The organism is Paenibacillus sp. J5C2022 (assembly GCF_025567625.1).
Classification (GTDB): Bacteria; Bacillota; Bacilli; order Paenibacillales; family Paenibacillaceae; genus Pristimantibacillus.
This window is the reverse complement of sequence record NZ_JAOQJC010000026.1, coordinates 1-18,499: the sequence shown is the minus strand read 5'-3', so window position 1 is coordinate 18,499 and position 18,499 is coordinate 1. Positions and strand designations below refer to the sequence as shown.

The 18,499-nt window shown below is 49.0% G+C and carries 17 protein-coding genes; 8 read left to right on the top strand and 9 right to left on the bottom strand.

The genetic code is table 11. From position 1 onward, the window contains the following. Positions 1-145 precede the first annotated feature (145 nt). The 7 genes from rsmG to rpmH form a co-directional block, all read right to left on the bottom strand. Complete coding sequence (gene rsmG, locus M6D81_RS19890; protein WP_262678753.1) at positions 146-868, bottom strand: 16S rRNA (guanine(527)-N(7))-methyltransferase RsmG; 723 nt, start codon at positions 866-868, stop codon at positions 146-148. Next, positions 869-2,758 carry a tRNA uridine-5-carboxymethylaminomethyl(34) synthesis enzyme MnmG gene (mnmG, locus tag M6D81_RS19885; RefSeq protein WP_262678752.1) on the bottom strand — a complete coding sequence of 630 codons (1,890 nt, stop codon included), beginning with the start codon at positions 2,756-2,758 and terminating at the stop codon, positions 869-871. Between the two features lie 13 nt (positions 2,759-2,771). Continuing rightward, a complete protein-coding gene (gene mnmE, locus M6D81_RS19880) occupies positions 2,772-4,151 on the bottom strand; it encodes a tRNA uridine-5-carboxymethylaminomethyl(34) synthesis GTPase MnmE (RefSeq protein WP_262678751.1) in 1,380 nt (459 codons plus the stop codon). Positions 4,152-4,227: 76 nt separating this feature from the next. Then, positions 4,228-4,851: an RNA-binding cell elongation regulator Jag/EloR gene (gene jag / locus M6D81_RS19875; protein ID WP_262678750.1), complete on the bottom strand. Its 624-nt coding sequence runs from the start codon at positions 4,849-4,851 to the stop codon at positions 4,228-4,230. Next, positions 4,848-5,627: a YidC/Oxa1 family membrane protein insertase gene (locus tag M6D81_RS19870; RefSeq protein WP_262678749.1), complete on the bottom strand. Its 780-nt coding sequence runs from the start codon at positions 5,625-5,627 to the stop codon at positions 4,848-4,850. The genes jag and M6D81_RS19870 overlap by 4 nt, the downstream gene beginning before the upstream one ends. An 87-nt stretch (positions 5,628-5,714) precedes the next feature. After that, positions 5,715-6,092: a ribonuclease P protein component gene (gene rnpA / locus M6D81_RS19865; RefSeq protein WP_262678748.1), complete on the bottom strand. Its 378-nt coding sequence runs from the start codon at positions 6,090-6,092 to the stop codon at positions 5,715-5,717. A 342-nt stretch (positions 6,093-6,434) separates the two neighbouring features. After that, on the bottom strand, positions 6,435-6,569 hold the full coding sequence (gene rpmH / locus M6D81_RS19860) for a 50S ribosomal protein L34 (protein ID WP_168123258.1): 135 nt from the start codon (positions 6,567-6,569) through the stop codon (positions 6,435-6,437). Between the two features lie 582 nt (positions 6,570-7,151). On the opposite strand from rpmH, the gene dnaA reads away from it, so the two are divergent. The 6 genes from dnaA to gyrB all read left to right on the top strand — a co-directional run bounded on the left by dnaA (position 7,152) and on the right by gyrB (position 13,450). Beyond that, complete coding sequence (dnaA, locus tag M6D81_RS19855; RefSeq protein WP_262678747.1) at positions 7,152-8,504, top strand: chromosomal replication initiator protein DnaA; 1,353 nt, start codon at positions 7,152-7,154, stop codon at positions 8,502-8,504. A 169-nt stretch (positions 8,505-8,673) separates the two neighbouring features. Continuing rightward, the gene (gene dnaN, locus M6D81_RS19850) at positions 8,674-9,816 is read left to right on the top strand and encodes a DNA polymerase III subunit beta (RefSeq protein WP_262678746.1); all 1,143 of its coding nucleotides are present in this window, start codon (positions 8,674-8,676) and stop codon (positions 9,814-9,816) included. 43 nt (positions 9,817-9,859) lie between these two features. After that, entirely contained in the window at positions 9,860-10,075 is a 216-nt protein-coding gene (gene yaaA / locus M6D81_RS19845) for a S4 domain-containing protein YaaA (RefSeq protein ID WP_317259152.1), read from the top strand. 28 nt (positions 10,076-10,103) lie between these two features. Further along, the gene (gene recF, locus M6D81_RS19840; protein WP_262678745.1) at positions 10,104-11,222 is read left to right on the top strand and encodes a DNA replication/repair protein RecF; all 1,119 of its coding nucleotides are present in this window, start codon (positions 10,104-10,106) and stop codon (positions 11,220-11,222) included. A gap of 16 nt (positions 11,223-11,238) precedes the next feature. Then, the gene (gene remB, locus M6D81_RS19835) at positions 11,239-11,490 is read left to right on the top strand and encodes an extracellular matrix regulator RemB (RefSeq protein WP_262678744.1); all 252 of its coding nucleotides are present in this window, start codon (positions 11,239-11,241) and stop codon (positions 11,488-11,490) included. A 49-nt stretch (positions 11,491-11,539) separates the two neighbouring features. After that, positions 11,540-13,450 carry a DNA topoisomerase (ATP-hydrolyzing) subunit B gene (gene gyrB / locus M6D81_RS19830; protein WP_262678743.1) on the top strand — a complete coding sequence of 637 codons (1,911 nt, stop codon included), beginning with the start codon at positions 11,540-11,542 and terminating at the stop codon, positions 13,448-13,450. A 54-nt stretch (positions 13,451-13,504) separates the two neighbouring features. On the opposite strand, the gene M6D81_RS19825 is transcribed toward gyrB, so the two are convergent. Then, entirely contained in the window at positions 13,505-14,272 is a 768-nt protein-coding gene (locus M6D81_RS19825; RefSeq protein WP_262678742.1) for a YheC/YheD family protein, read from the bottom strand. A 272-nt stretch (positions 14,273-14,544) separates the two neighbouring features. Between M6D81_RS19825 and gyrA the strand changes: the two genes are divergently transcribed. After that, positions 14,545-17,031: a DNA gyrase subunit A gene (gene gyrA, locus M6D81_RS19820; RefSeq protein WP_262678741.1), complete on the top strand. Its 2,487-nt coding sequence runs from the start codon at positions 14,545-14,547 to the stop codon at positions 17,029-17,031. Between the two features lie 54 nt (positions 17,032-17,085). After that, complete coding sequence (locus M6D81_RS19815) at positions 17,086-18,159, top strand: HD-GYP domain-containing protein (RefSeq protein WP_262678740.1); 1,074 nt, start codon at positions 17,086-17,088, stop codon at positions 18,157-18,159. An 89-nt stretch (positions 18,160-18,248) separates the two neighbouring features. Here the strand turns inward: M6D81_RS19815 and M6D81_RS19810 are convergent. Beyond that, positions 18,249-18,499 (bottom strand): hypothetical protein (locus tag M6D81_RS19810; protein WP_262678739.1); only part of this gene is annotated, 251 nt, incomplete at its 5' end.

The following is an 18,499-nucleotide window of genomic DNA, read 5'->3' as shown; positions in this document are numbered from 1 at the left end:
CTATGTCCCGTTTCGCATCGTCAACTGCTGGTTTGGTTCATTCAACTATGCTTGTACCGCTCTATTTCCTTCAAATTAATACATTCGACTATTATCATCGGAAATCCTGCTTGACGCGATGAGATGTTTCACGTGGAACAATACTCTACACTAACGGTTGTTTTAATGGTGTTCCTGCTTTTCTAGGATATTTCTTAGGCGTGGGTGCCGTCTTCTGTATGATGACAATATGCCGTTCTGAACCCTCGTTCGGAAGTTGCATAGCATGTTGGTGTACAAAATTTCCTTTCAATTCCTTGAAACTGAATGTCGCCTCCCGGATTTCTTCATCTGATTGCGCTCCCTTCATTGCTGCGAACAAGCCGCCTTGCTTAACAAAAGGAAGGCAGAACTCATTCAATACGTTTAATCTGGCCACCGCTCTTGCTGTTGCCAAGTCGTATTGGTCGCGATGCTCGCTGCGTCTGGCGATATCCTCCGCTCTTCCGTGAATACACTGCACATCGTGCAATTGCAGCCTATTGACAAGCTCCGTCAGGAATTTAATCCTTTTGTTAAGTGAATCCACAATAACAACCTTCAAATGCGGAAAACAAATTTTTAATGGAAGACTTGGAAATCCTGCTCCCGAACCAATATCGGCAATTCGTTCGATTTTTTGTAGATCTATAAAAAAGGAAAGCGTAATGGAATCATAGAAGTGCTTCTCGAATACTGCATCTCTTTCCGTAATCCCTGTTAAGTTCATCACCGAATTCCATTCAACCAATGTTTCATAATAAATCTCTAATTGATGCCATTGTTGAGGAGAGAGCTTAACGCCTCTCTCCTCCAGCTTTGCATCGAACCACTGTTTTGTATTATCCATTTATGACCCTCTTGCTGCTGTTACGCGATTATAGTGTTCCAAATAGACAAGCAGTATGGAAATATCCGCTGGCGTAACGCCTCCGATGCGTGATGCCTGTCCGATAGACAGTGGTCGAATTTGCCCCAGCTTCTGTCTAGCTTCGGAAGCCAACCCCTTCACTTCCTCATACACAATATCGTCCGGAATGAGCTTTCTCTCCATTTTGTTCAGCCGTTCCACCTGAAGCAGCTGTTTCTCGATATAGCCGGCATATTTGACGCTGATTTCCACCTGCTCCTTCATCTCTTCGCTTAATTCATCGGGTGTTTCGGCGATCGACTCCAGCATCGTATAGGCAATCTCCGGTCTGCGAAGCAGCGATAACATATCCACTGTTTGCGTGATTGCAGCAGATCCGGCAGCTTCCAAGATCGGATTCGCTTCTTCCGGCTTTACCTTTAACGTGCGGAGTCGCTCTACTTCTGCCTCCACCAGTTCCTTCTTCTTGACAAACTTCGCATATCGCGCTTCAGAGATAAGACCTATCTCATAGCCAAGAGGAGTCAGCCTCAAATCCGCATTGTCGTGTCGAAGCAGCAAGCGGTATTCCGCGCGTGAGGTAAGCAGACGATACGGATCATTCGTCCCCTTAGTCACCAAATCATCGATCATAACACCGATGTAACCTTGTGAACGTCCGATAATGACCGGTTCCTTCCCTTGTACCTTGCGAGCTGCATTGATACCTGCAATAATGCCTTGTCCTCCCGCTTCCTCGTATCCGGAAGTGCCGTTGATTTGCCCTGCTGTGAAAAGCCCGTCAACCGCCTTCGTCTCCAGCGATGGCCATAGTTGTGTGGGAATAACGGCGTCATATTCGATCGCATATCCGTTCCGCATCATCTCCACTTTCTCCAATCCCGGGATAGAACGCAGTATGTCCAACTGTACATCTTCCGGCATGCTTGTCGATAATCCTTGCACGTAATACTCGGATGTATGTCTGCCTTCCGGCTCCAGGAATATTTGATGCTTCGGCTTGTCTGCGAACCTGACGATTTTATCCTCGATAGAAGGACAATAACGTGGTCCCGTCCCTTCAATTACCCCGGAGAACATTGGCGCACGGTGAAGATTATCATTTATAATTTTATGGGTCGTTTCAGAAGTATAGGTCAGCCAGCAAGGCAGCTGTTCGTTGTCGGAGTATTCCGTTTCGTAGGAGAAAAATTTCGGATTCTCATCCCCAGGCTGAATCTCGGTCTTGGAGAAATCGATCGTATCCCTGTGCACGCGAGGCGGTGTGCCGGTCTTGAAGCGTACCAGCTCCAGTCCGTTATCCTTCAGGCTCTGTGCCAATCGCACCGAAGGCTGCTGATTATTCGGACCGCTCTCATAAATGAGCTCGCCCATAATGATTTTACCGCGCAGGTAGGTTCCCGTTGTCACGACAACAGCCTTCGCGCGGTACTCGGCTCCGGTCTTCGTAACAATACCTACACATCTTCCGTCCTCCACGATCAGCTCTTCCGCCATCCCTTGACGAAGCGTCAAATGCTCTGTTTCCTCAATCGTCTTCTTCATATAATGCTGATACAGAAATTTGTCCGCTTGCGCTCGCAACGCATGAACCGCAGGTCCTTTGCCTGTGTTCAACATCCTCATTTGAATAAACGTTTTATCAATATTGCGTCCCATCTCGCCGCCTAACGCATCAATCTCACGAACGACATGACCTTTCGCCGGGCCGCCGATGGAAGGGTTGCATGGCATGAACGCCACCATATCCAGATTAATCGTAAGCAGTAATGTTTCGCAGCCCATTCGAGCAGCTGCCAACGCCGATTCACAGCCGGCATGTCCCGCTCCGATGACAATAACATCAAATTCACCAGCTAAATATCCCATTATTCCTACCTCCTTACTTTCCTAAACAAAATTGCGAGAAGATTTGATCGATCAATGAATCTCCCGCTTCATCGCCCAATATCTCGCCAAGCGACTCCCAAGCGAGTCTGGCATCAATCTGAATGACATCGATCGGAATACCCGCATAGGTCGCCTCGATCGCTTCAAGCAGCGACTGCTTGGCACGCTTCAGCAAGGCAATATGCCTCGCATTGCTCACATAAGTCAAGTCCCCGCCTTCCAGCCCTCCGCTGAAGAACATATCGGTAATCGTACGCTCAAGCCCCTCTAGTCCCTGCTGCTCCAGCATGGACATCATAACGATTGCATCCTCGGGCACATATCGCTTCACTTCATCCAGATCCAGAGCGGCCGGCAGATCCGTTTTATTGATAATGACAATAACCGATCGGCCGCGAAGCTGCTCCAGCAGCTGTTGATCGTCCTCCTGCAGCTGCTCGTTATAGTTAAGCACGTACAGAATCAGGTCTGCGCCTTGCAGTGCGTCGCGTGAGCGCTCTACACCAATCTTCTCCACGATATCGCTTGTTTCACGAATGCCGGCCGTATCCAACAGTCTGAGCGGTATGCCGTTCAACGTAATAAATTCTTCGATAACATCCCTTGTCGTGCCGGGAATATCGGTTACGATAGCTTTATTCTCTTGCGCCAAAATATTCATGAGCGACGACTTCCCGACGTTAGGCCGCCCGACAATCGCCGTAATGATTCCTTCACGCAATATTTTTCCTTCGTTCGCCGTTTTTAACAATCTGTCGATCTCTTCAATGGCGGACTGGCACTGCTCGCGAATATAAGCGCTCGTCATCTCCTCCACATCGTGCTCAGGGTAGTCGATATTGACCTCGATATGGGCAAGCAACTCAATTACGGTCTGGCGCAGCGCTTTAATCTGCTTGGATAATGTCCCTTCCGCCTGCTTGCGTGCAACCGTGAAGGCTCGATCCGACTTGGAACGAATCAAGTCGATGACCGCTTCCGCTTGCATCAGGTCGATGCGTCCGTTCAAGAAAGCTCGCTTCGTGAACTCACCTGGCTCGGCCGCTCTCACACTGTCCAGTTGAAGCACCTGGTCAAGCACCTTCTTCACGGCGATAACCCCGCCATGAGCGTTAATTTCTACAACGTCCTCAGCCGTGAACGAACGCGGACCCCTCATAAGAGTGACAATGACTTCTTCTACGCTCTCTCCCGTGGCCATATCCATAATATGCCCATAATGGACCGTATGGGAATCGGCCTCCATCAAGCGCTTCCTTGAGCGGAAGATGCTGTCCACACCGCTGATCGCTTGCGGTCCGCTTACACGGATAATGGCAATGCCGCCCTCCCCGATTGCCGTAGCTATCGCTGCAATTGTATCATGTTCCACGTTCCTCAACACCTCTCGAATGGAAAAACAGCAATGACCGCGAAAGCGCCATTGCTGTGTACACTATTTTCTTAGATTATGATCGAAGCGAGATAACGACCCGTCTGTTGGGCTCATCACCTTTGCTCATCGTTTTCACCTTGGGGTGATTCTGAAGCTGGGAATGAATAACCTTGCGTTCATGCGGCGACATCGGTTCAAGCACGACTTCTTTCCTCGTGCGGATGACGCGCCCAGCGAGACGTTCCGACAACTCCTCGAGCGTCTTGCGCCTGCGCTGGCGAAAATCCTCTGCATCAATAACGATTCGAATATGACTGTCAGAATAACGGTTAGCCACAATGTTGACCAAGTATTGCAAAGCGTCCAGCGTCTGTCCGCGGCGGCCAATAATCATGCCAAGGTCTCCCCCGCCCGATACGGACAAATACAAGCCTTCTTTCGTTTCTTTGCGATCCACGCTTACCCGAAGCCCCATCGCGCTTGCCACTTCCATCAGGAAGTTCTCCGCTTCTTCGTAAGGGTCTGGGATAAGCTCCAGTTCCACCTTCGCTTCCTTCACGCCGATTAAGCCGAACAAGCCTTTCGACGGCTGCTCCAGTACGACAACATGAACCCGGTCTCTCGGTACTTGCCATTGTGCAATTCCACTATGTACAGCTTCTTCTATCGTTTTGCCTGATGCGACGATTTTCTTCATTTTGCAAGGACCTCCTTCTTACCCTTGTCAGATGAACGTACATACAGGAAGTAGTTTTGAACGATTGTATAGATGTTGCTGAACACCCAGTACAAAGGCAGCGCCGCAGGGAACGACATCGACATGACGAAGATCAGCACAGGGAAAATCGTCAAAATGATCGACATGCCGGGCATTGTCTGCGTTTGCGATTTTTGCATCATCTTAGACTGTACAAAGGTTGTGGCGGCCGCCAAAATAGGCAGGAAATACCACGGGCTCGGTTCTCCGAGCACAAATCCGAATATATCATCGGTACGAATATCTTTATTCCAATAGATCGCATTATACAGCGCGATGAAAACCGGCATCTGAACAATTAGCGGCAGACATCCCGCCATCGGATTGACTTGATGCTTCTGATAAAGCTTCATCATTTCCTCTTGCATCTTTTGAGGATTGTCCTTATGCTTCTTGCGGATCTCCGCAATCTCCGGCTGCAGCTTTTGCATCGCCTTGGAGCTGCGATATTGCTTCAAGGTAAGCGGCAGGATAAGCGTTCGGACAATAATCGTCAGAGTCAATATCGCAAGCACATAAGAGCCGTTAAACCAGCCAGCGAACGTATCCAACGTTATGGCGAAGTAATAAACGACGTTTTTCTCCCAGAAATTCCCGTGAAGCAGGTCGCTGGTTTCCATCGTATGGTCAGTCGGTACGCAACCGGCCAATAACCCCATCATCATGATTAGTCCGATCACTAGGAGCCATTTTTTCTTTGAATTACGAAACAACATGAAATCTCCTCTCTAAAGAGCTAATCGCATTCTATTCCAAAATAGACTATACCATATTTTATACAACAAAGAAACAAGCCTGGCAGCTCATTCGCACCCTTTTGCGGAACGATCCTTCTGCTTGTCCGTCTTCATAAGGCCCGCTTTCTTCAGCACATGCAGAATGCTCTTCTCCATCTGCTTCGCATTCATCTCGACCGCAGGTTTCCTTACGATTAATATGAAGTCCGTCCCGGGAACAATCTTGTCCTCCTGATGCCGCACAATCTCCTTAATCATTCTTCGCATACGGTTGCGGACGACGGCATTCCCGATCTTCTTGCTGGCGGATACCCCGAGCCGGAAGGGATCGGCTTCTTGATGCCGGGACCAGTACACCACGAATTGACTGTTGGCGAACGACTTGCCACGCCGGTATATGCGGCTAAAATCCTCGCGATTGCGAAGGCGCAATGATCTACGCACGTCAGCTACTCACCATTCCTTTATGATCTCATCAGTATTGCCAATTCATTGGCACATAAATCCTGCAGAAAACGAGAAAAACCTCTAATCGAGGTCATTTCAGAATGAGCGACCGCGGTTAGAGGTAGTTTTTATCGCCAATAAGAAATTTATGAGTTCAAGCATCTCGAGAACCAATCATTTCTTAATGTGATGAAAAAACCTCTATCGAGGCCTTTCGAAGATGAGCGACCGCGTTCAAAGGTTGGTTTATCGCCAATAAGAATTTTTTCATTTCGAGCATCTCGAAAACATGTAAGCTCTTATATGGTAAAAAAAAGACCACAAGCGTGGCCTTGATCGTTATGCGCTCAGTACTTTTCTGCCCTTTTGACGACGAGCTGCCAAAACTTTGCGACCGTTTTTGGAACTCATACGCTTGCGGAAACCATGCACTTTCGCACGTTTTCTAACATTAGGTTTAAATGTAGGTCTCATTACGCTGCACCTCCTATTTCACAAAACATAACTGTCGTAAACCGGCACATCGGCCGATGACTGCACACTCCAGCTCAAAAAAAATCGCTTTTTCAATTAAACCATGATTGTAAGCAAAAGTCAATGATGGATCAAATCAAGAACGGAAGAGGGATCACAACTCATCGCGTTGTGGATAACCTACCAAAAAACAGCGGTCGGGAATAAATTAATAACATGTGGATAAAATTATGGGGTTGAGAACGAACTTTGTCGAAAGTCCAACAGCTTATAAACAATATCTTGTGTTGTAGATAACTTCTATGCACAACCTATTGACAATGTGGATAAAATCCGGGAATTCGTTGAAATATAAGGGATCCTTTGCTATGATTATTATGTTTTTGTTGTGGATTATGCCGTTATGCTCACAATCTTATCAACACCCTGTGGATAACTTTGTGAACAACATTAACGGCTATTTATAACTCTATGTGCATAATTCCGTCATAATGTGGATGTTATCACACAACCTCTATACATTTCGACATTTTTCTGCGTAACAGCGCCTTTGCGGCGATTGAAGATAAGGAGTGACAGTCTGTGGATAGCCATACTTATGATTTATGGCAGCAAGTATTGTCAATCATCCAGACGAAATTAAGCAAACCGAGCTTTGACACCTGGTTCAAAGCGACAAAGGCTTCTTTCATAGATGATTCCGTACTTGAAATTACGGCGCCGACAGCATTTGCAGCGGAATGGCTGGAAGGACGCTATACCAAATTGATCCGATCGACGCTATACGAATTTTTAGGCCGGCAGGTGGATGTCCGATTCTCCATCGAAGAAGCCAAGACAGCCGACCAGAGCGTCGTCCTTCCGCCCAAGCCGGTACAGCAGCCTGTCGTGAACGACGAGCCGCATACCCATATGCTGAACCCCAAGTATACGTTCGATACATTTGTCATAGGAGCGAACAACCGATTTGCCCATGCCGCATCTCTTGCCGTTGCGGAAGCGCCGGCGAAGGCATACAATCCACTGTTCCTCTACGGAGGCGTAGGACTGGGCAAGACGCATCTGATGCATGCGATCGGGCACTATATTATGGATCACAATCCCAATACAAGAGTGCTCTATATCTCATCAGAGAAGTTCACTAACGAGTTCATCAACGCCATCCGTGACAGCCAAGGGGAGAGCTTCCGTACGAAATATCGGAACATAGACGTCCTTCTTATCGATGACATTCAATTTCTCGCCGGGAAAGAGCAGACGCAGGAAGAGTTTTTCCATACCTTCAACGCACTGCATGAAGAACGCAAGCAGATTGTCATCTCCAGCGACCGGCCGCCGAAGGAAATTCCGACGCTGGAAGACAGGCTTCGTTCGCGCTTCGAATGGGGATTGATTACAGACATTCAGCCTCCCGATCTGGAGACGCGCATCGCCATATTGCGCAAGAAGGCGAAAGCGGAGAATCTGGACATCCCGAACGAAGCGATGAACTATATCGCCAATCAGATCGATACCAATATACGGGAGCTGGAAGGCGCGCTCATTCGTGTCGTCGCTTACTCCTCGCTCATCAATGCCGATATCACGTCACATCTGGCCGCAGAAGCGCTTAAAGACATTATCCCGTCGAGCCGGCCCAGAATGATTACGATCGGCGACATTCAGAGCAAAGTCGGGGAATATTATGGACTTCGCCTGGAGGAGTTCAAAGCGAGAAAACGAACGAAGGCTGTTGCATTCCCAAGGCAAATTGCCATGTACTTGTCCAGAGAGCTAACCGACTTCTCGCTGCCGAAGATTGGCGAAGCGTTCGGCGGACGCGACCATACGACAGTTATTCACGCGCACGAGAAGATCACGCAGCAATTAAAAACAGATCAGGAGCTGTACAAAGTTATCCAGAACCTGACGGAAAAAATAAAAAATCATATGTGAACAACCAAGCAAGCCTATGCACACGATATGCACATGTGGATAGGCTTGCTTTATCCCTATTCTCCTGGGTTATCCACATATTCAGGGCCCCTACTACTACGTCTACTATTTTTTTAATAAATATCATCATATCTAAAAGCAATCCAAAAAAGTCGAAACGGGTGAAACTATGAAACTTACGATCAACAAAAATGAATTAAACGATGCCATCCAGCAAGTAGCGAAAGCCGTATCCTCCAGACCGGCCATTCCCATACTGGGAGGCATTAAAATAGACGTAAATCACCAACATGTCACACTAACGGCAAGTGATACAGATATATCTATTCAAAGCTTTGTCGCAGTAGAACAAAAAGATATGATTATTGCACATGTGGATAAGCCCGGAAGCGTCGTGCTTCCTGCTAAATTCTTTGTGGAAATCGTAAAGAAACTGCCTTCCGATCAAGTTATGCTCGAAGTAGGTGTGAACTATCAGACGACCATACGTTCCGGCTCTTCAGAAATTCAAATGGTCGGTCTCGATCCGGAAGAATTCCCGGTACTGCCTCCGATTGAACAGAACAATGTGCTGCAATTGCCGGGAGACTTGATCAGATCCATGATCAGACAGACGATATTGGCTGCTTCAACAAGCGAGCAAACGCCGATACTAACGGGAGTGCTGTGCAATCTGAACAACGGCGTGCTGACCTTCCTCGCCACAGACCGCCACCGGCTGGCCAGCCGCAAAACCAAAACAGATACGGACGAAGCGATGTCCTTCCACAATGTTGTCATAGCGGCTAAAACACTCAATGAATTGTCCAGGCTTATTCCGGACCAGAATACAATGGTGGATATCGTAGTAGCCGACAATCAGGTTCTCTTCAAAATTGACAATATTCTGTTCTATACCCGTATTCTGGACGGAATGTTCCCGGATACCTCGAAGGTTGTTCCACAGTCTTATGTGACGGAGATTGCGTTGAACACGAAGGAATTCATGGATGCTATAGATCGTGCTTACCTGATGTCGCGCGAGGAGAAGACGAATGTGGTAAGGTTGTCCACACTGGATGACGGCATGATCCAAGTATCTTCCAGCTCTACGGAACTGGGACGAGTGACAGAGCAACTGGAAGCGAAGGAGTTAAGCGGCGAGCCGCTTCGCATTGCCTTCAACTCCAAATATATGCTGGATGTGCTCAAGGTCATCGACAGCGAGCAACTGGTCATGGGATTCACCGGACCGATGCGTCCGATTATCATTCGTCCGACCGACCATGATTACAGTACCTATGTCATATTGCCTTACCGTACGACGGACTAGGCGATCAAGGAATGAACCGGTTCAAGAAGGGTGGTGCGGAATAATGAAAGAAATAGCGATTAATACCGAATATATTGCGCTCGGCCAATTTTTGAAGCTGGCGGATTGTATATCCACAGGAGGACAAGCGAAGTTTTTTCTTCAGGATAACGAAATCGTCATTAATGGAGAGCTTGACAACAGACGGGGCAGAAAGCTGTATGCGGGCGATCGGGTGAAAGTGGAAGGATGCGGCGAATTTGTCGTCGTCAGCTCGTGAGACTGGCAATGGACCGGGGGTCACATAAGTGTTATTGAAAAACATCGCATTGCATAATTATCGGAACTACGGCGGATTGGAGCTGGCAACGCCGCATATGGTAAATGTGTTCCTCGGTCCCAATGCACAGGGGAAGACGAACCTGCTGGAAGCCATATTCGTACTGGCCCTATCCAAATCCCATCGCACTTCCAAGGACAAGGAGCTAATCGGATGGGAAGCGGATACCGCTCGCATAGCGGGTGAAGCGGAGAAGCGGTACGGAACGATCAAGTTGGAGCTGATGTTCTCGTCCCAGGGCAAGCGAGCCAAGCTGAACGGACTTGAACAGAGGAAGCTTAGCGATTTCATCGGCTCTGTCAATGTAGTCATGTTCGCTCCCGAGGATCTGGAGATTGTCAAGGGCACGCCGGGTGTCAGAAGACGCTTTCTGGACATGGAGATCGGACAAGTACAGCCCAGCTATCTGCATACGCTGCAGCAATATGGCAAAGTACTTCAACAGCGCAACAACTTTCTGAAAGCGTCGGGCCCTGGCGGCGTTGATGTCAATATGCTGGATGTATGGAATATGCAGCTTGTCGACCTTGGTGTTAAAATTATGAAAAAAAGGAAACACTTTATATATAAACTACAAGGATATGCTCATCAAATTCATCAAGGCATTACAAATGGCTCGGAACTGCTCAGCATTCAATATCGCCCTTCCTTCGACGCTGACCTGGAGCAAGATGAAGCTGTCTTATTTGAGCAATTTATGATAAAGTTATCACAGGTGAGAGATCAGGAACTGCGGCGCGGCATGACGCTCGCAGGGCCGCATCGGGACGATCTGGCATTCTTCATTAACGAGAAGGAAGCGCAAATATACGGATCTCAGGGACAGCAGCGCACAACGGCCTTATCCCTGAAGCTGGCAGAGATAGAGCTGATTCACGAGGAGATCGGCGAATATCCGCTGCTGCTGCTGGACGATGTGCTGTCGGAGCTGGACCAGAACCGGCAGACGCAGCTGATTGAGACCTTTCAGAGCAAAGTGCAGACCTTTATAACAACGACCGGCCTGGAGAGCGTCAATATGAGCAAACTCCACGATGCCGGTATCTATCATGTGAAGGAAGGCAACGTCACGGCCCAAAGCAATTAAGAGAGGTGAGCGGAGGATGTATATTCATCTAGGCGGGGAGAAAATTATTCGATCTGCTGAATTGATCGCGATATTCGACATTTCCATCGAGCAGTCATCCAAGCTGTCCAAGCAGTTCGTTGCCGGCGCGCGCGAGCGCAAGGACGTTGAGACGATAGGCGAAGAGGAAGCCAAGTCGATTGTCGTTACGAAGCAGAAGGTGTATTATTCGCCCATATCATCCTCGACGTTGAAGAAGAGAGCTCATCAATTTATAGATAACGGTTAGCGGGACGGTTAAATGCGCTAAGAGCAGTTGAGAGGAGCAGTGAACTTGTATGTCGTTGGAACAACATACGTATGATGAGAGCCAGATACAGGTTCTGGAAGGATTGGAGGCAGTCCGCAAGCGTCCCGGCATGTACATCGGCTCTACGAGTGTTAAAGGCTTGCACCACCTCGTATGGGAAGTCGTAGACAATAGTATCGACGAAGCGTTGGCAGGCTATTGTACAAAAATCGAAGTGATCGTTCATGAAAATAACAGCATTACCGTTATTGACAACGGACGGGGAATTCCCGTAGGCATGAACACCAAGCTTCAGAAGTCGACGCTGGAAGTCGTTATGACGGTGCTGCACGCCGGCGGCAAGTTCGGCGGAGAAGGCTATAAAGTATCCGGCGGTCTGCATGGCGTCGGCGTCTCTGTCGTCAATGCCCTGTCGGAGCAGGTCATCGTGCAGGTGCAGCGCGAGGGCAAGATCTATCAGCAGGAATACCGCAAGGGCGTTCCGCAGTACGAGGCTAAAGTTGTCGGCGATTCGGACAAGACAGGGACGAAAACAACCTTCCTGCCCGATCCCACTATCTTCACCGAAACAACGGTATACGACTATGATACGCTGCAATCCAGAATAAGAGAGCTCGCTTTCCTGAATAAAGGTATCGAGATCGTGCTGACGGACGAGAGGACAGGCGTATCCAACTCCTTCAAGTATGATGGCGGCATTATCGAGTTCGTTAGCTTTCTGAGCCGCAATCGTGAAGTGCTGCACGAGACGCCGATTTACGTCGAAGGCTCCAAAGACCATATTCAGGTGGAAGTTGCGCTGCAGTACAATGATAGCTTCGCCGAGAATATTTACTCCTTCGCCAACAACATCAACACACATGAGGGCGGAACGCATGAGTCAGGCTTCAAGAGCGCGCTTACCCGGATCATTAACGAGTACGGGCGCAAGAAGAATCTGATCAAGGACAACGATTCCAACTTCTCCGGCGATGATGTGCGCGAAGGCTTGACGGCGATCATCTCTGTGAAAATTCCGGAGCCGCAGTTCGAGGGCCAGACGAAGACCAAGCTTGGCAACAGCGAAGTGCGGGGCATTGTAGAATCCTTGTTCGCGGAGAAGCTCCAGGAATTCCTGGAAGAGAACCCTTCCGTATCGCGAAGAATAATAGAGAAGAGCTTACAGGCGGCACGCGCACGGGAAGCTGCAAGGAAAGCGCGGGAGATGACCCGGCGCAAGAGTGCTCTTGACGTCGGTTCCTTGCCGGGCAAGCTGGCCGATTGCTCATCGAAGGATGCCTCCATCAGCGAACTGTACATCGTCGAAGGCGACTCCGCGGGCGGATCGGCCAAGCAAGGCCGTGATCGTCACTTCCAGGCGATACTTCCGCTGCGGGGAAAAATCCTGAACGTCGAGAAGGCGCGGCTGGACCGCATTCTGAGCAATGCCGAGATTCGAGCCATCATTACCGCTCTGGGGACGGGAATCAGCGACGATTTCGACATTGCCAGAGCGCGTTACCACAAAATTATTATTATGACGGATGCCGACGTAGACGGAGCGCATATACGCACCCTGCTGCTTACCTTCTTCTACCGGTATATGCGTCAAATCGTGGAAGCCGGCTTCATCTACATCGCTCAGCCGCCTCTGTTCAAAGTCGAGCGCAACAAGGTCGTTCGCTATGCGCTTACGGAGAGGGAGCGGGACAACATTATCGCCGAATTCGGCGAAGGAGCGAAGATCAATATCCAGCGTTACAAAGGTCTTGGAGAGATGGATGCCAACCAGCTTTGGGAGACGACGATGGACCCCGAGAGCCGTACCATGCTTCAGGTAACGATTGAGAACGCCATGGAAGCCGACAAGATGTTCGATACGCTGATGGGCGACAATGTGGAGCCGCGGCGTGATTTTATACAAGAACATGCCAGATACGTCAAAAATTTGGATATCTAGCAGGCGCAACAGCCATTCCTCTTTGAGAAGGAATGGCTGTTTTTACGTACCTGATCAGGACCGCTTTTTTTTCATTCCTCCGTAAGCGAGAGAATAGCGGCGCACCCGATCATATACCCTTTTATCGGACATCCAGCTGAACACGTAGGGATGCGGCTTCGTATTCACTTCCAGCACCCATGGATGCAGCTTCGTATCGATCGCCACATCGACGCCAAGCTCTTTTAATCCGGGATAATCCGTTGCCAGCTGCTTGCCTATCGATACCCCAAGTATCTCCAATCGGCGCTTGTAAGCGGCGATTTCCGATGAGTTGCAATGCTTGGCCATGAGCTTCTCGAACGGTTTGATCGTGCCGCCGCTATGATAATTGGTGACGATCCGTTCCGGATGCGCTAACCGGCCAATAATGCCGGTCGTTTCCCATTGATTTTTCAAGTTGCGCTGCACCATTACACGAATATCGAATCGCCTTCCATTGTGCTTGAGCAGGTATACGCCTCGCTGAATCAAGTAGCATTTAGCTGACGTGTAGCTTTGCAAAGCGCGGTAAACCTCATCGAGCGAGGCCACATGATGCGTCTCCTTCTTAATCTGATAGCGGTAGCCGGACTCCGGCTCAGCCACCTTCTCAAGCCTGATGACGCCTTTCCCGAATGTTCCGCTGTCCGGTTTAATGTACACCATATCGAACTGTTCCATCATGGAACGAAGAGATTCGCGGTTGTATCTTTTCGTCAGAGGAATAAATGCTCGCAGGTCGTGCGCCCTCATTAGCGTCTTCGTCTTTGACCACTTGCTCCTTACACGCTGTATTGCCAATCGAGGCTCTCCTTTCCTTTTCAATCATATGAAAATATCCGTCTGTAAACGTTCAGGTACAAGACATACTTTGGAATGAATGATATAATAAAAGTTGGGTCTGTTTAATTTATGTCTCTTATTGTGATATGGGGATTGGATAGAGGGCCTATTTTTTAGTGAATGGAGCTTTCAGAGGATAAGCAGGTTTAACAAGGCTCTGAATGTGAAAGTAATATAATGGAATTGGTTACGGAGGCGTTCATTCTAAGAGGGCGTCAGGGAGGTTAAGCATGGCAGAAGAACAACGTATGTCAATTAAGGATCGAGATATAGGCACGGAGATGCGCGATTCATTCATGGATTATGCCATGAGCATCATTGTAAGCCGTGCTTTGCCAGATGTAAGGGACGGGCTTAAGCCTGTACATCGCCGCATTCTGTATGCGATGTCTGAGCTGGGGATGTCCCCGGACAAGCCTTACAAGAAGTCTGCAAGAATTGTAGGAGAAGTGATCGGCAAGTATCATCCGCACGGCGATTCCGCCGTATACGAATCCATGGTGCGGATGGCACAGGATTTCTCTATGCGATATATGCTGGTTGACGGCCACGGCAACTTCGGTTCCATTGACGGCGACATGGCTGCAGCCATGCGTTATACGGAAGCGCGTCTATCGAAGATTGCGATGGAGCTGCTGCGGGACATCAACAAGGAAACGATTGACTTCGCCCCTAACTATGACGGGGAAGAGCAAGAGCCCGTTGTGCTTCCTGCGCGCTTTCCCAACTTGCTGGTCAACGGCGTAACGGGAATAGCAGTAGGCATGGCGACCAATATTCCGCCACATAATCTGAACGAAGTAATCGACGGTGCATTGGCGCTTATTCGCAATCCTGAGCTTACGCCAATCGAGTTGATGGAATATGTGAAGGGGCCAGATTTCCCGACGGCTGCATATGTCATGGGGCTGTCCGGCATACGCCAAGCGTACTTGACAGGGCGCGGCTCCGTCACGATGAGAGCGAAGGCCGTAATTGAGGAAGATGGCGGGAAGGCAAGAATCATTGTCCATGAGCTGCCTTATCAAGTCATCAAGGCCAGACTCGTGGAGAAGATTGCGGAACTGGTACGCGAGAAGAAGATAGACGGCATCACGGATCTGCGGGACGAGTCCGATCGCAACGGTATGCGCATCGTCATTGAGCTGCGCAGAGATGTCAATCCTAGCGTTGTGCTTAACAATCTGTATAAGCAGACACAACTGCAGACCAACTTCGGCATCAATATGCTGGCGCTGGTCAACGGCGAACCGAAGACGCTCAACTTGCGTGATATGCTGTACCATTACCTGCAGCATCAGATTGAGGTCATCAGACGTCGCACCGAGTTCGACCTCAAGAAGGCGGAAGCGCGTGCTCACATTCTGGAAGGCTTGCGGATTGCCCTTGATCATCTGGATGAAGTGATTGCGCTTATTCGTTCCTCTCGCACGACCGAAGAGGCACGCGAAGGCTTGATTACGCGATTCTCGCTTAGTCTGGAGCAAGCGCAAGCGATTCTGGACATGCGCTTGCAGCGCCTGACAGGTCTCGAGCGCGACAAGATTGAGGCGGAATATGCGGAGCTTCTGAAGAAGATAGCAGAATATAAAGCGATTCTGGCCGACGAAGCTCTTGTGCTGGAGATTATTAGCGATGAGCTTACAGACATTAAAGAACGCTTCGGAGACGAGCGGCGTACGGAAATTACAGCGAGCGATGAGGAAATTCTCGATGAGGATCTGATCCCAAGAGAGGATGTCATCATTACGATTACGCATTCCGGCTATATTAAGCGTCTGCCTGTTACAACATACCGCAGTCAGAAGCGCGGCGGCCGTGGCGTAGTAGGGATGGATACGAAGGAGAATGACTTTGTTGAGCATCTGTTCGTGACCAACTCCCATCACTTCTTGCTGTTCTTCACGAACAAGGGCAAGGTGTATAAGCTGAAAGCTTACGAGATACCGGATCTTAGCCGGACGGCACGCGGCACGCCGATTATTAATCTGATTCAGATTGAGCAAGGCGAGATGATCAATGCGGTTATTCCGGTTGAAGGATTCGGCTCTGACCAGTACCTGTTCTTCGCCACGCAGCATGGCGTTGTGAAGAAGACGCCGCTTGACGACTATGCCAATATCCGCAAGGTGGGATTAATTGCGATCTCGCTTCGCGAAGATGACGATCTGATTGGCGTCAGACTTACAGACGGCAATCAGGAGATCATTATGGGGACGGCGCATGGGATGTCGATTCGTTTCTCGGAAGATGATGTCAGGTCGATGGGACGCTCGGCTACAGGCGTGAAGGGAATCGGTCTTGACGAGGGTGACTCGGTCATCGATATGGATATCGTGGAGTCCGGGAAAGACGTACTTATCGTGACGGCCAATGGCTATGGCAAACGGACGCCAGAGCATGAATACCGCATACAAAATCGCGGAGGCAAAGGGATCAAAACGTTGAATGTTACGGATAAGAACGGTCCGATCGTTGCTCTGAAAGTTGTGGAGCAAGACGAAGACCTCATGATTATGACTGCCTTGGGCACACTCATTCGTACAAGTATGGAGGGCATCTCTTCCATGGGAAGAAATACGCAAGGCGTAAGGCTCATTCACACTAGGGATGATGATACGGTAGCCACCGTTACTCGCGTAGCGAGAAGCGAAGAAGTGGATATCGAGTCTGATGAGGATGAGGGTGAAGAAACGGACGTTTCTGCCGATAATTAAAGTATAGCTGTACAACTCGACATCGACATTCATGCATAAGGGGAGAGGACGCCTGTGGGTACGGTCATGGTTGCACAACTGAAGCTGGGTGACAAGATTGGGGAAGATGTCCTCACTCCTCTTGGCGGTGTGCTGTTTCACAAAGGAACGGTTATAACAGCCAGGGATATGGAAATCTTGCAAGCCTTCCTCGTGACTTCCGTGACAGTAGAAAGCAGCTTCAGCGAGTTGCAGACAGAAGAAGCAGCCGAGGATAAAGGGAGCGCGAACTTTGCTGCTAAAACTCCGGCTTCTCCCCTCCTTCAAGAATATGCAACGATGGTAGAAGTGCTGCGAAAGGTGCACAACACATATGTGACGGGACAAGGGCTGCCTGTCATGGATATCAGATCGCAATTGGACAAATTGCTGCAGCATATCAAGTCGTATAATGTGTTGACGTTCAATCCGGGCGTGGTTCAAGAGCGGGACTATCTGCTTCACAATAGTGTCGCGTCGGCATTAACCTCCTACCTGATTGCTCAATGGGTAGGCTTGCCGCAGAAGGACTGGATGCAAGTTGCTCTGGCAGGTCTGTTAAAAGATATCGGCAATGTGCGTATTGACCGCTCCATCCTCAACAAGCCAAGTAATTTGACGGAAGTGGAATTGGAAGAGATGAAGCGGCATACGGTTCATGGCTATCAATTGCTTAAGAACGTTGCTGCTCTGAATGAGGGCGTTAAGCTTGCTGCCCTGCAGCACCACGAGAAGATCGACGGCTCGGGGTATCCATTAGGCATCGATGCATCGAAAATTCATACCTATGCCAAAATTGTGAGCATAGCGGACATTTTCCATGCGATGACACTGAATCGTTCTTACCGCAAAGCCGAATCGCCGTATCTTGTGCTGGAACAAGTGCAAAGAGACGCTTTCGGCAAGCTGGACCCTTCTTATGTAAGGACATTCATTGAACGGGTGACACAGTTCCATAATGGGACGCTTGTTCGGCTTAGCGATGAGCGGATTGGAGAGATTGTATTCTCCGATAACAATCATCCGACAAGACCATGGGTATCCGTAAACGGACAAATTGTCAATCTGATTACAGAGCGGCAACTGCATATAAAAGAAGTGATGAGATAGTATCGAACGCCTAAGCATTCTTCTTGAATCGTTCAAGGAGAATGACTAAGGCGTTTTCTCTTTTAGTATGATTCTAGTGCATAAATTCATCATTGCATTTGTAAATAATGAGTGAAGGAGAAGTACAAAACGCATTCGAATAACGTGGTATTAAATATTTTAAAAAAATACTTGCAATATTCTAGGTACCTGTGATATATTATTAAAGTCGCCGCTGGGACATGGGCGGCACGCAAGAGGAGAGATTGTTCCTTGAAAACTGAACAACGAGCGAAACTGCCCCGTTTAAAGGTTTGCGAAGCAAATCCTGCATCGTAAGCATTTGACGGAAAAGCAATAT